Below are 2,036 nucleotides of genomic sequence, written 5' to 3'. Positions count from 1 at the left end.
GCGCGGCGCTGTCTGTCCTGCGGCAACTGCTTCGAGTGCGACAACTGCTATGGCGTCTGCCCCGACAACGCCGTGATCAAACTCGGCCCCGGGATGCGTTTCGAGTTCAACTTCGACTACTGCAAGGGATGCGGAATCTGCAGTGTGGAGTGTCCCTGCGGGGCCATTACCATGGTGCCTGAGAACGCCTGACCTTGCTGCGACCTGACCGGACGGGCCCTGGGCCCCGTCCGGTCCTCTCGCCGACAACCTGGAGTCCAAGGCTTCAGCCTTGGATGGGGAGCGCCAAGGCTGAAGCCTTGGACTCCAGAGGTTTCTCGGCCGCGTCCCGGCACCCGGATGCCGGCCGGGTGCCAACGGTCTTGCGCCCCAAACGCAAAGCGCTTAGCCTTGGACGCCATGAACGAGATTGCAACCCCCCACGACGCCTTCTTCCGCGAGAGCTTCGGCCGCCGGGAGATCGCCCTGGATTTCCTGCGGCACCAACTGCCCGCGGAGATCCTCGCCGACATCGATCTCGGGACGCTGGAGATCTCGAAAGACACCTACGTTTCGACCGAACTGCGCTCGTCGTACTCCGATCTGGTCTACCGCGTGCGCTATCGCGATGGCACCTTGACGATCTACCTGCTGTTCGAGCACAAGAGCAGCCCTGAACACTGGACCCTGCTGCAATTGCTGCGCTACATCGTGGCCGAGGGCGATCAGTACCGCAAACAGCACCCCGATGCCCGCCAACTCCCGCCGGTCTACCCCTTGGTGATCTATCACGGCGAACGGCACTGGCGCGTACCGCGGAGCTTCCACGAACTGGTTTCGCCTCTCCCCTCGTCGCTGGCACCCTTTGTGCCCCAGTTCACCTACGCCCTGCACGACATCTCCGCCCGCACCGATTCCGAGATTAAGGGCGAGGTGCTGACTCGCTTGGTCCAGTTGGCGATGCGTTGGATCTTCAGCACGGCGCCCGTCGAGCGGCTGGGCGACCTACTGACCCTGATCGAGCAGGTTCAGGACCGGGCGACCGCCCTGGAGATCCTGGAATCCCTCCTGCGCTACTATGTCCAAGGCACTGGGCGCGTCGAAGAGTGTGATGTCCGCGCACTGCTGCAACAGATCCCCACCGGAGATCCCATCATGCAAACCTACATCGACCGCTACATCGAGCAAGGCAGACAACAGGGTGTCACGCAGGGTGTCGAGCAGGGCAGGCGGCAGGGCGAGGCCGCGATGCTGCTGCGTTTGATTGACCGCAAGTTCGGTCCCCCGAGCCAGTCGGTGCGGGATCGAGTCGCCAATGCGGACCCCGAGACCCTGCTGCGCTGGTCGGACCGCATCCTCACGGCCGACAGTCTAGATGCCGTACTACATTGAGTGGTAACGCAGGCGCTTTCCGGAAATGGCGTGGTGGGTTATCTATGTCCAGGTAACCGACCTATGAAGCTGCAATGCGCTGCGCTATTGAGCCCTACGCGTTGGTGATTCCCAAATCGGTCGAAACGAAAAACTGGGGGAAGTCATGGCTAATGGCGCAGAACCGGCCGCCGATCTCATCAATGCATTGATCCGTGGTGGCGAGGCAGCGTTTGAAAATTTTCGTCGCCTCAGCGGCGGCTATTGGCTTGATCATGCGCCAGAGTATTTTCTAACTTCTTATGCCGCTGCGGCTATCGGCGATAGCCAGAAAACCAGCGCCCAGATCGAAGTTTCGGTGGCGGAAACGCGGGCGGAGGCTTTAGCTGTGCCGCGAGGCAGACCACACGGCGAGGATCGTCCTACCGGTCGCTACGACATTGTACTATATTGGGCCAATGGCAATCCGCGCGCAGGCGTGGAGGTCAAATCGCCCTTTTGGTGGGCGGATACCGCCCGACTGAGACCCGATTTTTTTCGGCTTTGGAGCCTAGCAGAAATAACTTGAACAATACGTGAATTGCGGTTACGCTTGGTGCATGGATGTTACCAAGATAATCGAAGAAAAGTATCGGGCGCTTTCCGGTCGCCTGGATGAAGCGACGTTGCGCCTGTGGGCAGCGGTG

General features: G+C 60.8%; 3 protein-coding genes. All 3 read left to right on the top strand.

What is annotated here, in order from left to right; genetic code table 11:
• The coding region (locus tag QZY48_RS33830; protein WP_295439064.1) for a 4Fe-4S binding protein at positions 1-192 on the top strand (192 nt) is incomplete at its 5' end.
• A gap of 207 nt (positions 193-399) precedes the next feature.
• Positions 400-1,371 (top strand): Rpn family recombination-promoting nuclease/putative transposase, encoded by a 972-nt coding sequence (locus QZY48_RS33825; RefSeq protein WP_295439062.1) that lies wholly within the window; start codon positions 400-402, stop codon positions 1,369-1,371.
• Positions 1,372-1,516: 145 nt separating this feature from the next.
• Positions 1,517-1,918: a hypothetical protein gene (locus tag QZY48_RS33820; RefSeq protein ID WP_295439061.1), complete on the top strand. Its 402-nt coding sequence runs from the start codon at positions 1,517-1,519 to the stop codon at positions 1,916-1,918.
• The last annotated feature ends 118 nt before the right edge of the window (positions 1,919-2,036 follow it).

It is taken from the genome of uncultured Thiodictyon sp., from assembly GCF_903828115.1.
Lineage (GTDB): Bacteria > Pseudomonadota > Gammaproteobacteria > Chromatiales > Chromatiaceae > Thiodictyon.
Note: the sequence above shows the minus strand (reverse complement) of the source record. Positions and strands in the feature narration are given on the sequence as shown.